General features: G+C 46.1%; 19 protein-coding genes. 8 read left to right on the forward strand and 11 right to left on the reverse strand.

Features of this window, described 5'->3' with window-relative positions:
* Nucleotides 1-61: 61 nt before the first annotated feature.
* Entirely contained in the window at nt 62-376 is a 315-nt protein-coding gene (locus J2X05_RS11060) for an isochorismate lyase (RefSeq protein ID WP_310072395.1), read from the forward strand.
* A gap of 54 nt (nt 377-430) precedes the next feature.
* On the opposite strand, the gene J2X05_RS11065 is transcribed toward J2X05_RS11060, so the two are convergent.
* Complete coding sequence (locus J2X05_RS11065) at nt 431-904, reverse strand: hypothetical protein (RefSeq protein WP_310072397.1); 474 nt, start codon at nt 902-904, stop codon at nt 431-433.
* Nucleotides 905-2,071 (reverse strand): AraC family transcriptional regulator, encoded by a 1,167-nt coding sequence (locus J2X05_RS11070; protein ID WP_310072399.1) that lies wholly within the window; start codon nt 2,069-2,071, stop codon nt 905-907.
* A gap of 355 nt (nt 2,072-2,426) precedes the next feature.
* Between J2X05_RS11070 and J2X05_RS11075 the strand changes: the two genes are divergently transcribed.
* From J2X05_RS11075 to J2X05_RS11090, 4 genes are all read left to right on the forward strand, one after another.
* Nucleotides 2,427-4,172, forward strand: a complete 1,746-nt coding sequence (locus tag J2X05_RS11075) for a cellulase family glycosylhydrolase (protein WP_310072401.1) — start codon at nt 2,427-2,429, stop codon at nt 4,170-4,172.
* A 176-nt stretch (nt 4,173-4,348) separates the two neighbouring features.
* Nucleotides 4,349-4,795 (forward strand): hypothetical protein, encoded by a 447-nt coding sequence (locus tag J2X05_RS11080; RefSeq protein WP_310072403.1) that lies wholly within the window; start codon nt 4,349-4,351, stop codon nt 4,793-4,795.
* Between the two features lie 95 nt (nt 4,796-4,890).
* Nucleotides 4,891-5,136, forward strand: a complete 246-nt coding sequence (locus J2X05_RS11085) for a hypothetical protein (RefSeq protein WP_310072405.1) — start codon at nt 4,891-4,893, stop codon at nt 5,134-5,136.
* A gap of 522 nt (nt 5,137-5,658) precedes the next feature.
* Complete coding sequence (locus J2X05_RS11090; protein ID WP_310072407.1) at nt 5,659-7,176, forward strand: family 16 glycosylhydrolase; 1,518 nt, start codon at nt 5,659-5,661, stop codon at nt 7,174-7,176.
* Between the two features lie 73 nt (nt 7,177-7,249).
* Here the strand turns inward: J2X05_RS11090 and J2X05_RS11095 are convergent, their stop codons facing one another.
* On the reverse strand, nt 7,250-9,403 hold the full coding sequence (locus tag J2X05_RS11095) for a methyl-accepting chemotaxis protein (protein WP_310072410.1): 2,154 nt from the start codon (nt 9,401-9,403) through the stop codon (nt 7,250-7,252).
* A 523-nt stretch (nt 9,404-9,926) separates the two neighbouring features.
* On the opposite strand from J2X05_RS11095, the gene J2X05_RS11100 reads away from it, so the two are divergent.
* Together J2X05_RS11100 and J2X05_RS11105 are read left to right on the forward strand one after the other, a co-directional pair.
* Nucleotides 9,927-12,509: a choice-of-anchor I family protein gene (locus J2X05_RS11100; protein ID WP_310072412.1), complete on the forward strand. Its 2,583-nt coding sequence runs from the start codon at nt 9,927-9,929 to the stop codon at nt 12,507-12,509.
* A 316-nt stretch (nt 12,510-12,825) separates the two neighbouring features.
* On the forward strand, nt 12,826-13,437 hold the full coding sequence (locus tag J2X05_RS11105) for a hypothetical protein (RefSeq protein WP_310072414.1): 612 nt from the start codon (nt 12,826-12,828) through the stop codon (nt 13,435-13,437).
* A gap of 93 nt (nt 13,438-13,530) precedes the next feature.
* Here the strand turns inward: J2X05_RS11105 and J2X05_RS11110 are convergent, their stop codons facing one another.
* Together J2X05_RS11110 and J2X05_RS11115 are read right to left on the reverse strand one after the other, a co-directional pair.
* Nucleotides 13,531-13,899 (reverse strand): YggL 50S ribosome-binding family protein, encoded by a 369-nt coding sequence (locus tag J2X05_RS11110; protein WP_310072416.1) that lies wholly within the window; start codon nt 13,897-13,899, stop codon nt 13,531-13,533.
* A 70-nt stretch (nt 13,900-13,969) separates the two neighbouring features.
* A complete protein-coding gene (locus J2X05_RS11115) occupies nt 13,970-14,683 on the reverse strand; it encodes a YceH family protein (RefSeq protein WP_310072418.1) in 714 nt (237 codons plus the stop codon).
* Nucleotides 14,684-14,871: 188 nt separating this feature from the next.
* Between J2X05_RS11115 and J2X05_RS11120 the strand changes: the two genes are divergently transcribed.
* Nucleotides 14,872-16,038 carry a hypothetical protein gene (locus tag J2X05_RS11120; protein ID WP_310072420.1) on the forward strand — a complete coding sequence of 389 codons (1,167 nt, stop codon included), beginning with the start codon at nt 14,872-14,874 and terminating at the stop codon, nt 16,036-16,038.
* 18 nt (nt 16,039-16,056) lie between these two features.
* On the opposite strand, the gene J2X05_RS11125 is transcribed toward J2X05_RS11120, so the two are convergent.
* The 6 genes from J2X05_RS11125 to J2X05_RS11150 form a co-directional block, all read right to left on the reverse strand.
* Entirely contained in the window at nt 16,057-16,587 is a 531-nt protein-coding gene (locus J2X05_RS11125; protein ID WP_310072422.1) for a shikimate kinase, read from the reverse strand.
* A 155-nt stretch (nt 16,588-16,742) separates the two neighbouring features.
* Entirely contained in the window at nt 16,743-18,587 is a 1,845-nt protein-coding gene (locus J2X05_RS11130) for a choice-of-anchor X domain-containing protein (RefSeq protein WP_310072424.1), read from the reverse strand.
* A 343-nt stretch (nt 18,588-18,930) separates the two neighbouring features.
* Nucleotides 18,931-19,152 carry a cysteine-rich CWC family protein gene (locus tag J2X05_RS11135; protein ID WP_310072426.1) on the reverse strand — a complete coding sequence of 74 codons (222 nt, stop codon included), beginning with the start codon at nt 19,150-19,152 and terminating at the stop codon, nt 18,931-18,933.
* Entirely contained in the window at nt 19,145-19,432 is a 288-nt protein-coding gene (locus J2X05_RS11140) for a hypothetical protein (protein WP_310072428.1), read from the reverse strand. Before J2X05_RS11140 ends, J2X05_RS11135 begins: the two co-directional genes overlap by 8 nt.
* Nucleotides 19,433-19,486: 54 nt before the next feature.
* The gene (locus tag J2X05_RS11145; protein WP_310072430.1) at nt 19,487-20,794 is read right to left on the reverse strand and encodes an HD-GYP domain-containing protein; all 1,308 of its coding nucleotides are present in this window, start codon (nt 20,792-20,794) and stop codon (nt 19,487-19,489) included.
* Nucleotides 20,795-21,107: 313 nt separating this feature from the next.
* Complete coding sequence (locus J2X05_RS11150; protein WP_310072432.1) at nt 21,108-21,644, reverse strand: NADPH-dependent FMN reductase; 537 nt, start codon at nt 21,642-21,644, stop codon at nt 21,108-21,110.
* Nucleotides 21,645-21,743 lie beyond the last annotated feature (99 nt).

Consider the following 21,743-nt stretch of genomic DNA (forward strand, 5'->3'; position numbering starts at 1 on the left):
TGTTATATTGCATCGTAATGATTTACGAATCTTAAATTATTAATTATCAGCGGAGAGTGGAATGGAAGCGATTAACAAAATATCACCAGAGCAATGCATCAGTATGGCTGATATTCGCGATGAAATTGACCTATTGGACAGTACGATCATTCAACTTATCGGCAAGCGTTATCAATATGTGCAAGCTGCTGCCAAGTTTAAAACTTCTGAAACAGCAGTCCGTGCGCCTGAACGTTTCAAGGCAATGCTGTTGCGGCGTCGTGAATGGGCGCAGGAGCAGGGTCTAAATCCGGATGTGATTGAAAAATTGTATTCGGATTTGGTGAATTATTTTATTCGGGAGGAAATGGAGCGCTGGCAAGCGGAAAAAGCCTAGTTGTAAAAAAGCCAAAACCTATCCGCTCCCAAAAGCTAAATACCCAAAGATGCTTTAATTTTTAACAATTGCAGGATTGGCTTCCATCATTATTTTTACAATTTTTCCATCAGGTAGTTTATGAATTTTTGGCACTTTAAAGCTTTTGCCAGAATCAGTCACAAAAAAGTAGTCGATCCTAGAGGTTTCTCCGCCAATGGTACGGGAGGTCTCAATTCGTAGAATGCTGGCTAGTGGTAGTTGGTATCCTTCACTATTCGTTTTATATTCTACAACCTCATGGGTAATTTTAAATTCGTAAAAATTTGGATGGCGAAAATACCAAAACGCTATACCTTGCAGTATCAGAAAGACGATGGAAATCATCCCGCCAACCACGTACAAAGTAGCTGGCTCGTTTTGTTTCCCATAATGATTAATTAGTCCACCCACCAGTGCGAAGCTTAGTGGAATGACTATACCCAGCTTTAAAAACTCCCAGGCGATATCCTCACTTGTGATTTGATAGTCCAGATAGGTTTTTGCCATTTATTGACCCTGCAAATGTTCCTGCCGATATTCCGAAGGCGTTTGCCCCACGTGTTTCTTAAAGAAAGTGTTAAATACCGATTTGCTGTTAAAGCCCACATCCAGATAAATATGCGTGATGGTTTTGGATTTTTGTTTGGGGTCAGAGAGCATGGTTTTCGCTTCTTCGATACGATAGCGGTTGATGAATTCGTAGAAGTTGCTATCGAAGTGACGATTGAATACCAGCGATAAATCCCGCGACGGAATCCCCAATGTCTCTGCCAGCATATCCAGAGTAATATCAGGTTGTAGATAGGGTTTATGCTCGCGCATTGACGCGTCGATTTTCTCGGCAAAACCAGCATTGAGTAATTTTTCCTCTACGGGTTTCTTCTGCTGATCTTTTTGTTTGACGGCGACAAAACCAGAGAAGTATCGAATGCTGCTGAACACTAACGCGAGTACCAATACAAACACCACGTAGTATCCTGTTAACCCAATCACTTCAAACCAGTGCGGGTGGAAGCCAATAAACAAGTGCAGCAATTTCGCGCAGGCGAGGGCAGCTTCAGTAACGGTGATAATCAAGAAGCCGACTACCAACGAGATCAACCAGCGTATATCAATGCGCTCGATATTTGAGTGAGTTGTTTTTAATTGGTCGCGATATTTGGCGATCAATAATAAACAGGCGATGCAATAACCTATGCGGGTTGCTTTGCATAAAAAATCGACAATGAGATACATAGGGCTGTAGACGTAAATATCGTCATCAATCAGCAGTACCCGCTCTTCCAACGTGTGACTATAAAATGTCAAGCTTAAAAATAAGGCAAATAAGCCGAGCGGAATCAAGTGGAGACTATCGCGTTTGTGCAGGCTGAAATCGTGATAGACCAGTGATTTCACGTAAAAGTACAGCAGTATTGCATCCAGATAATAGCCAAAGCCTATCCATAAAAATAAACGCGGATAATTATCCAGTGCGATCATTTTAAAATCAGCGCCCCACAAAATCAGTTCGTGGATAGGGATAAATGCATGTGCGAGCAGAAATGCAGCAAGGAAATAGTTGCTTTTGTTGGTGGGTGGATTAGTCACCAATAGGAGTATTGCAAAACAGGCGCATTGCACGGCGGTCATCATAAGGACGAGGTCGTGAATATTGAAAATAGTTTCGTTCATGGTGGGTGGCAATCGGGTTGGTTATCGTTATAGTTTAAATTTTGTACTTATCGTCCTTGCTGAGTATAGAGCAGCGATTCTCGTTCTTGTAAAAAACCTATGCTAAATAGTGTACATACCTTGCCGATCTATCTTCAATGCAGACAATTCTTTACATCCATGATTGTGACAAGGCGATGTGCCTAACTTGTTGTTTATTCGTTTCTTTTTCTGGCTTGTTCCATATTTTGCTCCCAATGATTACAAAACTGGGATCTGGTGTCGTTCGTGATTACTTTACTCGAACGCCAATTTGCGGGATTGGATCTACATTATTGGAATAACAATCCTAACAGAGGTTTTTATTGTGAATTGTGTGAAGTCTATTGCTAATTTATGCCTTTTACTGACTGCGGCTTTCGCTTGCGTCAATGCGCATTCCCAAAGTTTCTTGCGTGCTCAAGATCAATTTATTGTCAACGAGCAGGGCGAAAAAGTCTTGTTGCGCGGAATGGGGTTGGGCGGTTGGATGTTGCAAGAAGGTTACATGCTCAAGCTCGGCAACCTTGGCCAGCAGCATGCGATGCGGGCAAAAATAGAAGAATTAATTGGCGCCGAAGCCACGCAAGAATTTTATAACGCCTGGCTTGCTAACCACACCACCAAAGCCGATATAGATGCGATGGCGAAATGGGGCTTCAACTCTGTGCGTCTGCCTATGCATTTCAATCTCTATACCTTACCGATTGAACAGGAACCGGTGAAAGGCCAAAACACTTGGCTGGAGCAAGGCTTTGCCATGACCGATGCGCTTATCGCCTGGGCTAAAGCCAATAATATGTACGTGATTCTGGATTTGCACGCGGCACCGGGCGGGCAGGGCAATGATTTTGCGATTTCTGATCGCAACCCCAACACTCCATCGCTCTGGCAGAGTGAAGCCAACCAGCAAAAAATGATCGAGCTCTGGCGCAAACTGGCACAGCGTTATGCCAATGAACCAGCAGTGGGTGCTTACGACATTATCAATGAACCCAACTGGGGTTTTGAAAATGCGGATGACAAAAATGGTTGCAAAGAAACCAAAAACGAGCCGTTGAAAAAATTGATGGTGGATGTCACCAAGGCGATTCGTTCGGTTGATACCAAACACATGATTATTATCGAAGGTAACTGCTGGGGTAATAATTACGCGGGCGTATTGCCGCAGTGGGACAATAACATGGTGTTGAGTTTCCATAAATATTGGAACAACAACACGCTGGACGATATTAAAAGCCATTTGGATTTGCGTGCAAAATACAATATGCCAATTTGGTTGGGCGAATCTGGCGAAAACTCCAATCTCTGGTTTACCGATGCGATTGCATTGGTGGAATCCCAAGGGATTGGTTGGGCGTGGTGGCCGCTGAAAAAACTCGGTTTCAATAATCCTTTAGAAGTAAAACCCAATGCCGGTTACCTCGCATTGGTGGATTATTGGAATGGCAAAGGCGAAAAACCTTCCGCAAAAGACGCGAAAAAAGCGCTGCTGCAATTGGCTAATCACGATATCCGTTTTGAGAACACCCAGTTCCATCCGGAAGTGATTGATGCCATGTTCCGCCAACCCTACTCCAAACTGAATTTGCCGTTTAAAACCCACCGCATTAGTAAAACTGGTGGCACCATTACAGCGGTAGATTACGACATGGGGCGCAGCGGCATTGCTTATCATGATAAAGACTCGGCGAATTATCACATCTCGGCCGGCAGCGAACGTATGCCCTGGAATCGCGGTACAACTTATCGCAATGAAGGTGTAGATATTGAATTTGATCCAGCAAAAAAATCCCACTTCATAAATCACATAGAGGCAGGCGAGTGGACTGAATACACGCTGGAGGCCGATCAGGCTGGCGTATACGGATTATCGGCAGAAGTTAAGGCTACAGTAGCGACTGGCCGTCTTGGCGTGAGTGTAAATAATGAATTGCTCGCGGTAGACACAGCGGTCGCCCAATCAGAAAAATGGCAGCAGGTGAAACTGGCAAATGTAAAATTATTGCAAGGCACCAATAAAATCCGCATCTACGCCAACGCTGGTGGCTACCACTTGTTATCACTACAGCTGAAAAAATAAGCTCATCTTTCTCCAGCAAAATCGTTTATCGATTGAGCTATCCCCTTGGGAGCCATTTGGCTCCCTTTTTTGTGCTGGTATTTACCTCACCTGCAAATTCAGGATATTTGTTTTGCAGGTTTTTGGGTTACTCTATGATTTCCGAAAAAATGGACACCGTACGCATGGAAACTCTCATGACTCGATTTATCATTATCTTTATAATATTTACATCCAACAGCTGTTTTGCTGAAGAGCTGACAGCGGTCTTGGATTTGAAATTTATTAAAGATACCGGTATTACGTCTGGTGTTATGTGCTATGGAGATGAAGGCGAAGATTGTCATACATGGTCAACTTTTTATCTGTATGACGCCAAGGTCAGAAAAGTGATAAGTGGTGAGCTTAGCCAAAAGAAAATAACAGTGATTTATGGCCGCCATGCTTTACTGAAAAATAACCGGAAGAACGTTGTTGTTAGGCTAAAACAGCTGCGACCTGATGCTGAGGCTCAGTATCAAATTATCGAGTTTGGCGTAGCAAAAGAAATTGTCTGCTTTGAGTCGGTTGATAGTCGGCAATTTTCCGTTAAGTTAGAGGTTGCTGATGTGAAGTTCCAGTGTATGGAGAAACTTAAGGAATAGCCTATGGTTCTCCTGATGTGTCGAAGTTGACATTAGAACTCCCCCAAAAAAATTACCTTCTGTCAGCTTTGATTGTACCAACTAGAGGAATTGTTTTGAACATTACAAAAACTGAGCTACAAGACATCCTTCTGCGTTGCCTGGCGACTACTTCCGGTCCATGGAAGTTTTATGTGGAAGGGCCAGATCACACGGTGGGTTCAAGCTTTATCCAAACAGCTGGTAATGATATTGAGTTAACTGGCGCATCAATAAATGATCAGGATTTCGTAGCCTCTGCCAATCAGGACATTCCTCGGTTAATCTCTGTTATCGCCAATCTGAAGGGATGGGTCCTGTGATTTTCTGAGAATTGATATCACATGCTCTATTTTTAAATCATCAAACCAAAATAACACTGTGCCGATATGAGGAAGACACAACATGGCACATGTGCTGACTCACATTTCCCACCGATTGACGCATCGCTCACCCTTCATCGATTCCTGCTGTAAAACTGTTACCCAAATCCGCAAATAAAGTGGATGGGTTAACAGATTGTGTAACCTTAATTAGCAATAAAGTAAAAAAACCGTTTCAGGTTGATGCAAATAAAGTGGGAATCCTGTGGTGAGGGTAGGTGCGAGGTTCGACTTTTTTATTTGCTCGTCAAAAAAATAAACATTGCCTATTTGCGGCGGTTTTTGGCTCCTTTTCGCTGTTTGAGTTTTGATTGGTATTTTTTATACTCCCGCTCGTGCGACAACGGCAGTAACAAATAATAACAAGGGCAGTTGGCATTTTTCCGGTCTGGTCATTGGATACACGACACCTGCGTATCAATGTTTACTCTATTTCCATCCTTACACAAACGGAACCTAACGATGAAGAATAAAAAATCAGTTAGATGGACACTGTTATCGGCAATGTTATTTGCTTGTATTGGTGTTTCATCGGCAACCAATGCTGTCGTTTTTCAAGCAGAAAATTACAACGCATTTTCCGATACTACCCCGGGCAACACCGGTGGTGTTTTTCGCGGTGATGCAGTTGATATAGAAGCAACTACCGATACCGGTGGCGGCTACAATGTCGGCTGGATTGAAGCCAATGAATGGCTCGCGTTTAATAATTTATCCATCCCTACTGCCGGCAGTTACACCATCCGTATGCGTGTGGCATCGGCTAATGGCGCTACAGCATCTGTCGATTTAAATGGCGGTTCGATTGTGCTGGGTGACTTTATTATTCCCGCAACCGGTGGTTGGCAAAACTGGACAACTGTAACCCGCACTGTCAATTTAAATGCAGGCAATTACAGCCTGGGTGTATTTGCTAAAACCAACGGCTGGAATTTTAACTGGATTGAAGTTGTGGCTAACGGTTCTGGTACTGCAAGGGCAACCGTTTACCAACACTGTCCGTTCACCGGTTGGGCTGCTGGCTTGGATGTTGGCTCGTACAATTTAGCGGCGCTGCAAGCGCGTGGCTTTGTTGACAACGATGCGTCATCCATTCGTGTGACTGCCGGTTATGAAGCAGTGCTTTATCAGGGCGATAATTTTACCGGTACTTCGCGTGTAGTAACGGCAGATGATGATTGCCTGAACAATGAAGGCTTTAACGATAACGTTAGTTCAGTCATTGTGCGTGCAGCAGCTACCGGTCGCCCATTGGTATTTGCTGATGAGTTCAACAGCATCAACACCGCTAACTGGACGTTTGAAACCGGTGGTGGCGGATGGGGTAACAACGAGCGTCAATACTACACCGGCGGACAAAATGCCTTTATCCAAAACGACCCTGCTGCGGGCAGTAACGTATTGGTCATTGAAGCGCGCCGCGATAACCCAGCCAATTACAGCTGTTGGTATGGTCGCTGTGAATACACTTCAACACGGATGATCTCGCGCGATAAGAAATCATTTAAATATGGCCGAATTGAAGCGCGTTTGAAATTGCCGCAAACCCAAGGTGTGTGGCCTGCATTCTGGATGTTGGGTAACAATTTGGGGTCAGTGGGTTGGCCTGCTTCAGGTGAAATCGACATCATGGAACACGTAGGTTTTGAACCGACTACCACTCACGGAGCAATTCACGGCCCAGGCTATTCAGGCAATACACCCTTTATGGGAACCCATAATTTGGGTGAATATGTGGATGTGAATTATCACGTGTACGCCGTTGAATGGGATACCAACGGTATTCGCTGGTTCCGCGATAACATTCAATTCTATTCAGTAACGCGCGCGCAAGTGCAAAACTACGGTGCTTGGGTATTTGATAATCCCTTCTTCCTGTTGCTCAACGTAGCCGTGGGTGGAACCTGGCCAGGTAGCCCGGATGCAGGCAGCGTATTCCCGCAGCGCATGTATGTGGATTATGTTCGCGTTTATCAATAATTTTTCAAGCGAAAATTGCTAGAAAAAAATGGCAGCCAAATGGCTGCCATTTTTTTATTCCAATAATGGATCACTAACGCGAAGTCACCTGGAAAACGCCAGCCAATTGATGCAATTTGGTTGCGGTATTTTTTAAGCGATCCGAACTGGTTTGCAAGGCGCGTACTACTTTATTCATCGTATGGCTTGCGCTAGCAACTTCACGTACGTGATGACCATGCTGTTGGCTGTTGTTGTCGATATGATGAATGATATCGAACATGCGCTCCACAATATGATGTAGTTGTGAATTATCGGTTGATGCTTCCTCGGCTAAACGTAAACCGCGATCCACATCGGCGACGCTGGTTTCCATATAGGCGGCTGCCGTTTGCGATTCAGTACGAATGGCTTCAATTTTCTCACCAATTTCTTTTGCCACACTTGCAGTTCGTGCTGCCAGGCTGCGTACTTCATCGGCGACCACTGAAAACCCGCGGCCATGTTCACCCGCACGTGCTGCTTCAATGGCTGCATTGAGCGCAAGTAAATTGGTTTGGCTAGTGATGTCGCTGATCAAGGAAACCATATTGCCGATTTCGCTGGTGCGGCTATTCAGTGTGTGAATGGTACGCGCTGAATTTTCCACCACATCGCGAATACTTTGGGTTCCTGTACGCACCGATTCAAATTGGCTACGCGCTTGTTGTACCACGCTTTCCATGACTTTTTTCATATCGCTGGCCGTGCCGGAGGCATTGCTGATTTCTTGCAACTGGGTATGTACCAATTCCAGCATTTTCTCCATAGAACTGGAAACATGGTTGGATGACTGATTCGCCTCGGTATTTCGTTTGAGTAAACTATCACTGTTTTTCATCACTTCATCTGCCGCGCGTATGACTTCGCCAACTATATGATCGAGGTTGTCGATAAAACTATTTGTCCAGCGCCCTAAATCCCCAGTTTCATCATTGGCTAACTTGCGCGTATCCAGACGCTGCTGCAAATTACCGCCACCTTCAGCAATGGTGTGGATCACCTCAGTCATTTTCCCCAGGCGCCGCGCTAATTTGCGTGGGCCGCGCTGTTTAAAAATAATTCCGCCGATTACCAGGGTTAACAGGGTAAATAGATTGATGGCGTTATTAGACCAGTCGGTGTACTCGTGTAGTGCAGCATTTACTAAAAAGCTGCTGCCCACACAAGCCGTGTAAATATTCATCAGTTTAAAATTCAGTGAGCGATGGCGATAAACTTCTTCCAAATCCGCCTCGCACATCATGCCCCAGGTATCTGGCGAGCCCTGCAATGAAAAGGTTACACCTTTTCCCACCACTGGAATATGGCGATAGTCGGAGTAGCCGGGGTAGGTGACAAATAAATTGCTACTTTTGCGAATCGTTTCGCGTACACCCGGATGTAATTCATTAGTGGCCGGGTCAGTAAAGCGGATTTCAAATTCTGTGTGCTGCTGGATTTTTACGACACCCCATGCGGTATGCACACCTGATTTTAAATTTTCGCCATGTGAAAATGTATTGTCTTCAAAGCGCGAGCGGGAGAGAGCGGTACCGCTTTTAATTGCCGGATCAAAAACTGCTTTCACCATAAATAAATAATTATCGCCAGATTCAGTAAAAATGTGGCCTGCTTCCCGTTGGATTAAATCGCCTAACACATCATTGGGGAAGCGTGCACACAAGCAACCTTTATTGCCATTGTTGAATTCGACTGGTAGGTAAAACATCAATGTCACTTGATCGTGAAAGGCAGAGCTGCGCTTTCCGATATGCAGTGTTTCCGTATCGATATAAGGGCCATGCAGAAATGGATTTTCCAATCCTGTTTTTACCGCGCGCGGATTTAAATCGAGAACACCAAGCCGGCGATTGTAGGTTGTGGCAGTCACCATACCCTGTTGGTCGATAATAAATAATTCCGTGCAGTCTCCCATGACTTGCCATGCTTTACGCAGAATATTGTCGTAGCTGTCGTCGAGAAATTGTAATTGGCTACGACAGGATTCCAATTGCGTCCACTGCCGTTTTACCCACTGCTGCAATAGTTTTATGCGAGTACTGGCGATGCTTTCAAATGCTTGTTCCATCACTGCATAGCGGTTGCGGTTTAACCAGCAAGACCAGCCCATGGAAACCTTGCCTGTTTTTCCATACCAGTTAAGCCAGCCTCGCTCCGCGGGCGACAAATGCATAAGGTCGCTGTGTAAATAATGGTGTTGTTGCATAGGTCTTCTTCACCTGTTTCTAAAGAGTCGTAATAGTTTTAGTGGGGTAAGACTATTTTTTTAAGTTGTAATGGACGCCATGCAGAATGTACGCCAGTTCATGAAGTGGAATATAGAGGGCGGTGGTGGCGAAAAAACAGGCAGGTTTTGGTTCTGTTTTGGGGCAGGTGCCTGATTATTTTGGTGCGAATGAAATTGCTTTGCACCAATATGGTTCTGTGTTTGTTTTTTGTCCGAAAAAATAAGCCACCAACATTGCCGTTATTACTTATTCCAGCGGTATCGATTTTGCGCTGGCCTAATATCGTTAATCGTACTGAGATGGTTTTCGATAGGGTTACTCGTTGCAGCCCCATGAGAGAAAGTGGGGAGGTGTGATGTCATCAATCTGTCATAAATTTGTTGCGAACCCGTCATAAACGCTGATTAGTCTTGTCGCCGAAAATATCCATTTAATCGCTATCCACCTGCGAAGTCTTGCGCAGGTTCCGGATCTATTTATTTTTCAGCAACAGGAATAACTATGAAGCTTATTCAACAGTTTCCGCAGTTGGCAGCATTGGCTGCCGTATCCCTTACCTTGGTTGCCTGTGGTGGTGACGACAATAAATCTTCCAGCAGCGCTTCATCGTCCAGCCAACTTTCATCATCAGTTTCCAGTGTTGCTTCTAGTCTGGTATCGAGTGTTGCCTCAAGCACTGCGTCTAGTGTTGCTGCATCCGTCGCTCCAACACCTGCACCGCAAATTGTGTTAAACGAAATGCGTTCTGACGGCGGTGGTTATGACTACATCGAACTCTACAACGCCGCAAATGCGGATTACACCTTTACAGCTAATGAGTGGGCTGTGAATGATATTAAAGGTTTTGCTGAAGATAAGGTTCCCGGTATTGTGATTCCAGCGGGCACTGTTATTTCTGCCAAAGGATTTTTATTGGTTGCGGTAGACCAAAGCGCCGTACCTTTTGGTGCGCCTGCATCTACCTTGATCGGTGGTGCTGCGAATTTTGGTTTGGGTAAAGGCGATACTGCGGTATTAGTTTACAAAAATGAAATTCTCGACCAGAAAAAATGGGATGACGGCACGCACATTAATTCGTTTGGCCGTTTGCCCGATGGTGCTGCATGGCATGTGCAAACCGAAGCACTGGAAGCAACACCCGGTGCAAGCAATAAATTGCCCGCTGTGGTCGCACCTGCTGGCCCTACGGATATTGTGATCAACGAAATCGTGTCCAGTGGCCGCCCGGATATTAATTTTGATTACATTGAAATTTATAACAAAGGTGAGCAGCCCTATACCTTTGCTGCAGGCGAATGGACATTAACGGATACCGGAAATAAACCTATGCCAATTCCTGCCGGCACAGAGATCCCGGCGAAAGGCCATATTATTTTACTGACGGATTTGGCCGTTGGTGCAAACTTGCCCGCTAATGCTCCAGCAGGTGCGATTCTGAACGGCGGTACTGAAACCTTTGGTATCGGCAAAAAAGAAACGATTACCCTGTTTTACAAGGGTGAGCAGCGCGATCAAATCAGTTACGGCGATTTCCATGTCAATTCCTTCGGCCGTCTGCCCGATGGTGGCAACTGGATTGATTTGGCCGATGCCAGTAAGCCGCAATTGTATGCATCACCTGCGCTGAAAAATTTTGCAACTCCCGCGTTGAATTTAACCGTGACTACGTTGAATTTCTCTTCCTACAACAATCAGGAAACAACATTAGAAGCAGGCGGTTTCCGCGTATTTGGTTTGAATGCGGATTTAGCCAAAGATGTTGAACCGGAATACATTGCTGTAGCTGCCGATTCAAAAACTGCTTGGGTAAGCTTGCAGGAAAATAATGGTCTTGCGCGTATTAATCTCAATGGTACACCGGCAATTACCAATATATTTCCGCTGGGGTTTAAAGATTACGGCGCGACCGGCAATGAAATCGACCCGAGCGATAAAGACAGCAAAATTGCTTTTTCCGAGTATCCAAAAGTAGTTGGTATGTATCAGCCCGATGGTATAGCGACTTTTAATGAAGGCGGAATGGATTATGTGATTACCGCGAACGAAGGCGATGTGCGCGATTACTACACCAATTTTGTTGAAGGTGTAAAAGTCTCTGGCCTGACATTGGATGAATCAGATTTCCCAAATGCTGTTGAATTGAAAAAAGATGCGCAATTAGGCCGTTTGGTTGTTACGCAATTTGCTAAGTCATCAACTGCCGAAACACTCTACAGCGACTTGCTGAGTTTTGGCGCGCGTTCATTTAGTATCTGGAATGGCACTACCGGTGCGCAAGTGTTTGACAGTGGCAAAGATCTGGAAGTGCAGGCAAATACTGCTAATGCTTATCCGGATGACCGCAGTGATGCCAAAGGCGTTGAACCGGAAAATCTGACGATTGGTATTATCGGCTCCAAACGTTTTGTGTTTGTTGGCCTTGAACGCGCCGATGCAGTTGCGGTTTACGATATTACCGACATGAGTAATATCACCTTCAAACAATTCCTCAAAACTACCGGTGATGATGCACCCGAAGGCATTCTGTTTGTAAGTGCAACTGATAGCCCTAGTGGCAATCCATTGTTAGTGGTATCCAATGAAGACAGCGGCAACGTCACTGTTTACCAAAGTGATGCTAACGGTGTATTCAGTTTTGCATCGCGCCTGGTATTGGAAGGCGGCGCAGCAGCAGCGGAGATTAGCGCCTATGATCCAACCACCAAACGTTTGTTTGTATTGAATAACGGCACCCTGTTGAAGAATTCGCGCATCGAAGTATTGAATCTTGCTGACCCAACTAAATTGTCATTGCTGACCACCATTGACCTCAGCCCTTACGCTGGCGGTATTAACAGTGTTGCCGTCAAGAATGGAAAATTGGCGGGTGCGTTACAAGGTGTTGATAAAACCCAGCAGGGCACGGTGGTGGTGTTTGATACATCAACCTATGCATTGTTAGGTATCGCCAAAGTAGGTGCCTTGCCAGATATGCTGACCTTCTCACCGGATGGGAAATTTATCCTGACCGCCGATGAAGGCGAAGCGAAAGACGATTACTCCTATGATCCGGTAGGTTCTGTTTCGATTATCGCGTTACCGTAGTTGCATTAAATCAAGCCCCTCTATAAACAGGGGCTTGATTAGTAATACGGATTTTAAGAAGGCTGTGCCCGGTGTTAAACCGGCACAGCCTTTTTTATTTCATTATTTATCATTAGTGCCCTAGCCAGCACCACATCGCCTAACTTTTGATTGTTAGGTGTATGTCGATAATATAAGGTAGCTGTGTTCCGTTGACGCAAAAGTAAAAATACTAAAAAAATTAAAGCGAACATAACAAAGCGATGTTGCGGATCCTGATCTTCCTAATTTAATTGACATCTGAAAGTCTGTCTCATTCACATTAAAGGATTTACAAATGAAATTTTCTTCAGTTTTCATTACAATCATTATCATCGGCTTGGCAAGCGTCAATACCATAGCTCAGGAAGCGCAGCGTCCCGGTATTGAGAGTTTTACTGTTGGTGAAACATGGGAGTGGAAGGAGAAACTTGTAGTTGATGTCGAGCCGAATAGGGCTTTGATGGAGAGCTTTGAAACGCGTACGGTTGTTCTGGATGCTGGCGAAAAGAAATTCGTTAAAAAATTCGCTGGTGGTTCAAAAACTTCTGCAATAGACCAAGCTGACTCCAAGGTCAATGAAAAGGCTTTTCGCAAATGGCCCCTGAAAGTAGGAGCCAAATGGGAGTACGAAGAAAGCTGGACTAGTGACGACGGTACTACTGGTTATACAAGGCAAGACGTAGAAGTGGTTGCATTTGAAAAAATTACCGTGCCGAGTGGTACATATTCAGCGTTCAAGATTGTGCATCGCGGAACATTTAAGAATGCGCGCGGGAGCAGTGCTATGAACGATGTATATTGGTATTCACCAGAAGTGAAAGCCAACGTAAAACACATCAATGAGAGTGGTGGTCAGACTTACACATCGGTGTTGGTTAAGTACACCAATTCCAGTTCTGGCCAATAGCTGAGTTTGTTGAAATAAGACCAACAAAAAGCCCGCACAAAAATTTGTGCGGGCTTTTTGCATTGGATGGAAATAGTATCGCGCGAAACCTAATTAGACATAGTAATTCGCATCAATAATTTCACCCAGTTCTACCGTCGCTACCTGTGGTTGCGCTTTGAGCCAGGCAAGCAATTTTGCTTTGTCGGCTTCAGTGGCTGAGCCGTAGCGTTTGCTTGAGCCGATAAAGCCGGACAGGCGTTTACTAGATAAGCCGCCGCCAAATACCAGGTTTTCAGCATTGATTGCGTCGATAAAAAAGCTATCGACAAATTGGCTGATGGTTTCATCGGTCAGGTCGTTTTTAAATTCGCATTCCAATTCAAAACCAAAGGTGGCGAACTCGTCCTGGAATAATTTTTTACGCAAACGTTTGCTGCGCTGTGGGGCTTTTTTTTCGTTTGCGGTTGTTGCTGCGGTCATGGGTTTTACCTTTCTTTTAAATCACACTTGAATAAATTGATAACGTCTATAGCTGTTGTTTGGCGTGAACTCAGGTCAAATCGGCGTTGCTGACACCGTTTAAATCCATCAGGGTGGCGACTTGTTTTTCCAATAATTCGACTCGGCTTTCGAGCTGTTGAATTTTTTGTTCGAGTTGCGCTGTGTGCTCATCGTTACCACTGCTGCCTCTACTTGGGCTGGCCGTGGAGTTCTGCATTGCAGCAATCGCCGCTAAATCCGGTTTGCCGCACAGCAAATGCATATAGCGGTCTTCGCGCTGGCCAATCTGGCGGGGAATGTGTACCACCACCGGTTTGGTTTTAGCGCAAAGTTGTTGCAGTTTTTCTTCCAGCGCTTGCGCGCTGGCAAATTCAGCCATGCGTTGGGTGCGGGTTAAAATCTCCGCTACGGTTTGCGGGCCGCGCAATAGCATTACGGTAAGGATTGCCTGGGTAGGTTTATCGACACTGAGCACGCGGGTCAGGCGCTGGTCGTAGCGCGCGGCGCGGTTGCCGTAATCGACCGCCACGAAGTTGCGGTCTTGCAATTCACTCACTGCGCGCTGCACAACGCCACTTTCATAATTGCTGATTGGCTCGCGGCTGGTTTTCTGGTTGCAGGCCAGCAACAGGCTGTTCAATGTCAGTGGATATTGGTCGGGCGTGGTAAGCTGTTTTTCCATTAGTGAACCCAGTACGCGGGCTTCAATAGCGTTGAGCAGGGCGGGTTCCTCTTGGGGAATAGGGTTTTCTATTGGTTCCATTGCGCTGTCTCGGTGGTCATCGGAGGGGCTGCCACTCTACGCCCATGGGCGGCAAATTTCACTCTTTACGTTTTCGGGCGACACTTATTCACAATTTGTCTGACGGATATAGTAATTAATGCCTATATTTTAAGCGTTAGTGTTGAAATCGTTAAGTGATACCGAGTGATTTTGTCGAGGACGACCTTATGGACGCACTGTGGTTATTGGGCAATCCGGGTAGATGTTTCCGGGTTCCGGATCAGCAAATTATTATCGATAGGCAAGGTCAGTTATCCAGCAATGCGGTCACCTTTGAGCAGACGCTGGCCACTGCGGATGAGTTCGCTAACCTCTGCTCCCAAGTGGACATTGTGATACTCGTGGCGGGCGCCGCTCCTCTGGACCCGCTCTGGCTTTCAACCATCCCCCCGCAACTTCCCAAGCTTGGTTTTTTAGCCGATAACAGCCACCCCGAAGCGCGTGTACAACTCACTATGGCGGGTGTAGATGGTTATGTTTCCTGCGCTATGAACCAGGCGGATTTTGCAGTGGTGTTGAACAAAATCCATGAAGACAAATTAGCGATTAATAGTTTGCAGGAAGAATTAAAAAATTTTTCCGCGATTGCATTTACAGCCATGTCATCCGCATCTGAAATGGGAACCGTCGCGGTGTTTGCTGAAAAAGTGCAGGTGGTGATGGATTTGCATCGCCTCGCGCAACTCCTGCTTACCTGCTTGAAAGATTTACGCTTGGAGGGCGTGATCCAATTTATATTTGATGAGGACATCACCTTATTTCCTGCCGATGTTTCTATTTCCTACCAGCGCTTATTGCACAGTGCGCGCGAGTCAGATGCGCGCATCGTATCCCAGGGGCGCTTTTTATTGTTCAGCTTCGACCATATTCAATTGTTAATCACTGATGCACCTTATCTGGATGCAGAGCGCTATGGGCGCCTGCGTGATGTGTTAGCGCATTTGGTGTCGATTGCAGAAGCGCGCGCAAAAACCCTCAAGGTCAATACGCTCTTGAAAATTCAGCAGGACAATACCCGGATGGTGATGATGTTGTTGGAAATGGCATCGCGCGATAACCGCAATTCGGTCAAAGATATTATGACGGGTTTATCCGATTCCCTACGTGTTATGGCTACCGGTTTAGATTTAAATATGGGGCAAGAGGCGGAATTATTAGGGCTTTCAGAGCGCGCGCTTAATTCGCTGGAAGGTTTGCAAGAGGCGACCTCTGCAGTGGAAGAACATTTTCGCAGTTTGCTGCAACAGCTGGATACAGTATCAAGTCTGTTGCAATCAAAGGAGGATGTACAACCCACTGCGATTGAAAGTGATAGCCGGGTAGAGCTTTTTTAATGGGAGAGGGGTGAAAAATCAGGCTTCATATTGGATAAACGCATCTGCCTCTTCGTAGATGATTTCATCCACTAACTGCTCCTGATTTTTTCCATTGCAATCGATCACTATATCCGCGTATTGCAAATACAAAGGGCGACGCTCCGCGTAAATCTCGGCAAAGGTTTGGTTGTTCGGGCGCGCTATGCCGCGGTTATCTATGTTGTGAATCCGCTGCTCCAATATTTCGATGCTGACATCCAAAAAAATAATCGGACCGAATTGTTTTAAATGTTGCATGCCTGCGGCGCTGTAAACGGCGCTGCCACCAGTGGCAATAATATGGCTGGGGTATTGCGCATTTAGCAGTACGCGTTCCTCTGCTTCACGCAAAGCCTGGTAACCTTTTTCATGCAGAATATCCTGCAGGGTTTTGCGATGCTCCAGTTGGATCAGCAAATCCGTATCGACAAAATCTTTGGCTAAATTTTTGGCCAGCAATAATCCCAACGTACTTTTACCCGCGCCGGGCATGCCAATTAAAATCAGGCTTTGGTGATAGGGATTCATGGCGTGCTCCTGCGAATAAGCGGTGATGCGAGGGGGAGGGGTCTCTCAACTATAGCTGATTCTAGGCTATTACAGCGCTGAAGTGTGGTTGGCAATAGAAACTACAGGCGCTTCAAGCGCCTGTAGTTGAGGGATAGGGAACGCGACGCAATGGGTTAATGCACAGCCCTAAGTCTCGCAGGTGAGCTCAATTCATTTAACAGCAGGTTACCTATGGGGGCAATTCGACCGCAGCTCATATTAGCTGCTACGGTTAAATCCGCCGCACGCCGTGCCAGATCGTTGAAATTGCGCATCACCGCCGGGTTGCGTGGATCGGGAATAGAAATGCCGGTCAGGAATCCGGATAGCTGCGCAGGCATGCCGGGAACCGAGTTGTAATCCAGGTGCGCAAAGGGGGTTCCTGTTTCCATCAGGTGACAGCCGCTACAGGTGTTGAGCGCCAGCTCAAACAAGGCATCGTCTCTCACTGTGGCGGGCGGTGGCGTTACGGGAGCTGGTGTCAATGGCACCGTCAACGAGGCTGCAGGAGCATTCCACATCGACATGACTGGCGCGCTGCCCGCAGCAAAAGGATTGCCCATAAAGCTCAAGGGAATTGTGTGCTGCCCTGAAGGCGGGCCGACGAGTAGTGGCCAATTCGCGTTGATATAGGTGGCCAGAGTCAAAGAGTTGTTGAAGCTCATATGCGGCTCTTGTTTGACATCGGTCTCCACCAAATTGCCGCCACTGGCTGGCAATACAAATTCACGCAGCTCCCAGAAAGGCGAACCGGGTAAAAGCTCATTGGTGCGCACTTGGCCTATGGCACTTTGGTTGGGGGCGGAAGGATTTGCACCAGCCGCGGTGAATACATTGGTCAGGCTTGCCAAATCATTGTTGTAATTGGCTGAGCTGGCGAGGTCGATCCACTTTTGCGCCCAGGTACGGATATTGGTGCAGCCCGCAATCGGTACTTTGTATTCGAGGATCAGGGTTTTACTCAAGTTGTTGCAATTGCCATCGTGCAGGGCAAACACAAAGCGGCCTTCACCGGCGTCACCACCCGCATAAGGGCCGGTGCCGCCACGCAAATCTGCACGCAATACAATGCCAAGTAAACGGAAAGGACTTTCCTGTGGCAACAGCGTTGCGCCCGGGCCGCCGCTGCGAATCTCCCAATCCTTAATCACTTCCTGATAAACACCAGGCCGTGCAGCAACGTTAAAACCATTTATTGTTTGGTTAATCGTCCAATGTTTAAAGAGTGCTTTAATGTAATCGGAAGTAGAAGAAGTCCCATTCGCCATATTTTCCATCAAGCGCCAAAAGGTCCATTCACCGGTTGCATTACCTACGGGTGATGTACTGCTGGTAGGGCAAGCCCAGGTGCGGCCGGGATCATTGACCACACTCACATCGGTAATCATCAGCGATTGCGGAATGCTGACTGAGGCAGCGGGTACAGGGTCAAAATCGACCGGTAGTCCAATCGGAAAATTAAATAATGGCAACGCAATCGGCTGGTTGACCTTAATTAATGTCGGGTCAAATGGCAGTGTGAAAATTTGTTCCTTGCCGTTACTCACACCGAAAATTTCCATTTTATCGCCATTGATCGCAATGCGCTGCCGGGTTATTTGTTGGCGGCCGCCGGGAGCAAAGAGATTATTTTTTTCCCCGTCGGTGAACTTCGCCAATTGCATATTCGCTTTGGTAAACGCTTCAAAATCAAAATCCACTTTAGCACTGAATAAGCCGTCACCTGCGCGCAGATCGCCGCCGGTTCCATCATCCAAAAGTGTCACAGCTTCTTTGTCGAGAAAAATTCCCACCTTTTTTTCACGTGTTGAAAGCGTAGAAAAACGCGCGCTAATTGTCGCGGTTTTATCATCCAGTTTCGTGATATTCAGTGCGCTTGGTTTGTTGTTGGAATTTTGCGCTAATACAACTGGCGCTATGGCTATGCTGCCTATTAACAACAGCATACTGGTAGAAAACAAGCAATTCCTGGCTCGCATAAAAACCCCCTTGTAAAAATAACGATGACATAATCCATACAGGTAAATGCACTATCGAATTCGATATTTCCCGGTGCAGGTTATTGATAAGGGATGAAGGTAGGAGCTGTCAAAGGTCGCTGGGCAATATGTCGCATCAACTTACCAAATAAAATAAATCGTTTTTTTATGTAGATAATTGACACAGTATTTTTTGTTACGAAAGTTCCACTTTTATTTTCTTATTCTGTTTGGCTGTTAAGGTGAACATAATTTAATTTTTCTGTTTTACCTTTAATCCATGCTCTTCTATGCAATAAAAGTGGATTGGCGCATTGATTCGCTGGTTTGTTTCTCAGTGTTTTTATTGCTGTGGGTGTTGGTTGTTAAAGCGATCAACACATTGCTGGCAGATGCAACTTTTATTACGCTGATCGGGCGCAAGTTGCGCCAGTAATTCGGGCGGGAAGGTTTGTGCTTTGCACCAGCAGCTGCTGACAAAACTGCCAGTTGCTGCCGGTGCGCAGTGGTTGGGTTGGCTACACAGCGGGCACTGGTGATTCGCCAGAGGTGTTACATCAGGCATTACACAGGTCTTCAAAAGCATCCACGACCGCTTCTTCATCCGCCTCGGACAATTCGGCTAAATCCATAATGCAGGGTTCGTTGATGCCGAGTACTTCTTCAATTTCCTCAAAGGGCAGATAGGCATCCAACGCGTGTTTTACATAGGTTTTCACTGCCGCGTGAATGGCTGTTTCATTATCGCGTGCAGCTTGTAACTCAGCAACAGTCTGGTCAGTCAACCACTGGATAAAGGCGGCGCGGTCGGCGTCGGAGCTGTTAGTGCGGGCATCATAATTCAAGGGATATACCTCTATCTCAGGAGAAAAATGCCAGTATAAAGGTTTTTAACCTTGCTAGACGAGCGCCGTTTCGTGCAAGTCAATTTTATCGAGGGTGCTATTAAAGTGTTCGAGTTGTTCATGATCACTTGCAAGACTCTCGATGACCCGCTCCATCAAGTTTTTTAGGTGGACAAGCTGATCGTAAATCTGATCTTGCATCACACTGATTTCGACCAGTGACCAGTTTTCGGAATTGCTGCGACTGGCCCCGACTTTGGTTAGCCAATCTTCTTGCTCGGGTTGCAGTATTCCGCTGCGAACGACCGAAATCGCAAGTCTGCCCATTACTGCGGTCACCGACCGGATAACCGGACTTTTGGAATTGATAAAGAGTTGTTGGGCCAGACTTTTTGCAGATTCAAACTGGATACGTAATTTTCTTTGCCGCGCGAGTAATAATTCAATAGATGGAAGTTGCAGGAGTGTTTCGGTTGGTGGCGGTGCTTCTTTAAACAAAATAGTGGCAGCGTTGTAAACTGATTCAAAATAAATATTGTCGCTGAGCTTTAGTGCGGCGAGCAACATGCTATGCGCATGCACACCGTAATCCTGATAGCGGCTGTGATTAAAAATAATATGGTCAGTAGCAGCAATAATTTGGCTTACCATCGAAATTTTATCGCCAAAGACATGGCGTGGATATCCGGTGCCATCAATGCGCTCGTGATGGTCGATAATGGCAATACCGATTTCTTTGGGTAACCCAGGCACCATGCCTAAAAATCGTTGTGCAATCAGTGGGTGTGCTTGCAAGGCTTTCCATTCATCCGCACTAAAACTATGGCTTTTTTCAAGTAAATGGGGTTCGAGATATAAAAATCCGACGTCGTGAAATAAACCAGCGATAAAGGTTGCTTGTATGTCGGGCAAACTGAGATTGAGCTTGCGTGCTATGGCAACGCCCGCCAAAGCACTGAAAATTCCGTGAAAATAAATATGGCGTGCGCGCAATGCCAGCACAGTTAAATTCTGGCGTAGCAACGGAAATTTTTCGTAAAACAGGCAGACCAGTCGCAGGGTTTTTTGGTAACCCTCATTGTCAGTAACGGCATAAAGACCAGGCAGGTTTTTGGCAAATTTGTTCAGGTAGTCAAAAAGGGTACGGGCGTCCATGCTAGTGGCGATGCCAACACACTGTTCAAGCGGTTTCATCAGTTTATGTTGCAGTAAAATCTGGGAACGCTTTTCATCCAAACGTGATCCCTCAGACAAGAGCAATACGCCTTGCTGGTTGTAAATTGCCTGGTTGGTGATGACGTCTTGCTTCTTATTGACCTCAACAAGGTTTGCACAATAGTTTTTCTGTTCGTTATCGATCATTGCCGTTTCCTAATGCTACTTTTTCGTCGCCTGGTGTAAGTTTCGGGGCATACCTCATTCCCCAGCGTGCTGTAGCGTTCTATGTACGATATTTTTAAGGTTTTCAAGACAGGTTGGAAAGACTATAGATCAGGTAGAGGAAGGCGCCATAGATTGGCTTAAGAAAATGTGAAAAAGCACTAAAAAATAATGGTGATATTAAAAAATGGAGTGATTCGGACGTGTGTACAGATGTAAGGTCGTGTAATGGTGGCGCGTAGCTTTTTTTGTTAGCGGAAGTCGCCATCTGCTAGATGGCGACTGTTCATGGCAGCTATTTCAATTTTGCAGCCCAGCTTATCAGGGCAGCCAATTGCGTTTTGATCGTACCCTGGATTTTCTCATCTACCAGATTGCCATCACTGTCAAATGCGGGTGTAAAGGCATTTGCAAATACCTCTGGTCTATTGAGTGGATGCAAATTCAAATATACACAGACCTGCCGCAAGTGGTACTGCGCCCGCGAAGTTCCCATACCTCCACCGGCTCCCATCAGGGCAACGGCTTTACCATTTAGCAATGCATTTTCCGGCTCGCGCGACGCCCAATCCAACGCATTCTTGAGTGCGGGGGCCATAGAGTAGTTGTATTCAGGGCAGCCAAAAATCAGCGCATCAGCAGCGCCAATTTGCTGTAACAGAGTAATGACTGCTGCCGGTTTTTCGCTGAGGTCGGCATTGTAAAAAGGGATTGCCGATAAATCAGCAATAGTAATAGTGCTACCCTCAGGGGCATTGGCTTGCGCATAACGCAGCAGCCCCATGTTGGTGGATTTTTTCCGCAAGCTACCGCAAATTGCCAGCATATTCATAACCTGTTACTCCATGCCTGTTGGTGTCGATAAATGAAGCAGTAGCATCTGCTATTTAGGCTGAATATTCAATTTCATTTGAATCGAGTTAAGGCCGCC

The organism is Cellvibrio fibrivorans (assembly GCF_031457055.1).
In the GTDB taxonomy this organism is placed as follows: domain Bacteria; phylum Pseudomonadota; class Gammaproteobacteria; order Pseudomonadales; family Cellvibrionaceae; genus Cellvibrio; species Cellvibrio fibrivorans.